1 pseudogene is annotated in these 1019 nt (G+C 68.9%); it reads left to right on the top strand.

Annotated features, from left to right (window positions below):
• Positions 1-1019, top strand: a pseudogene (locus DMB42_RS52710) (DNA-directed RNA polymerase subunit beta); the annotation flags it as partial.

Here is a 1019-nt window from a genome sequence, read left to right as displayed (position 1 = left end):
GCAGCGTCGGCGAGCTCATCCAGAACCAGGTCCGCCTGGGCCTGGCCCGCATGGAGCGCGTCGTCCGCGAGCGGATGACCACCCAGGACGTCGAGGCGATCACGCCGCAGACCCTGATCAACATCCGCCCGGTGGTGGCGTCGATGAAGGAGTTCTTCGGCACCTCGCAGCTGTCGCAGTTCATGGACCAGACCAACCCGCTGGCCGGCCTGACCCACAAGCGGCGCCTGAACGCGCTCGGCCCCGGTGGTCTGTCCCGTGAGCGGGCGGGCATGGAGGTTCGTGACGTGCACCCGTCCCACTACGGCCGGATGTGCCCCATCGAGACGCCCGAAGGCCCGAACATCGGCCTCATCGGCTACCTCGCCTGCTTCGGCCGCCTCAACGCCTTCGGGTTCATCGAGACCCCGTACCGCAAGGTCGTCGAGGGCAGGGTCACCGAGCGGATCGACTACCTGACCGCCGACGAGGAGGACCGTTACGTCGTCGCCCAGGCGAACTCGCCCATGACGGAGGACGGCGACCTCACCGACGCGCGCGTCCTGGTCCGCACCAAGGGCGGCGAGGCCGAGTACGTGCCCTCCCGCGACGTCGACTACATCGACGTGTCCCCGCGCCAGATGGTCTCGGTCGCCACCGCGATGATCCCCTTCCTGGAGCACGACGACGCCAACCGGGCCCTGATGGGCGCGAACATGCAGCGCCAGTCGGTGCCGCTGATCAGGAGCGAGGCGCCGCTGGTCGGCACCGGCATGGAGTACCGTGCCGCGGCCGACACCGGCGACGTCGTCAGCGCGGGGAAGGCCGGTGTGGTGGAGGAGGTCTCCGCCGACCTCATCACCGTTCTGAACGACGACGGCACGCGCACCACCTATCGGGTGGCCAAGTTCAGGCGCTCCAACCAGGGCACCTCCTTCAACCAGAAGCCCATCGTCGCCGAGGGCGACCGGGTCGAGGTCAACCAGGTCATCGCCGACGGCCCCTGCACCGACAACGGTGAGATGGCGCTCGGCAAGAAC

The organism is Nonomuraea sp. WAC 01424, assembly GCF_003947315.1.
GTDB lineage: Bacteria > Actinomycetota > Actinomycetes > Streptosporangiales > Streptosporangiaceae > Nonomuraea > Nonomuraea spiralis.
This window is presented reverse-complemented; position numbering and strand designations above follow the sequence as displayed.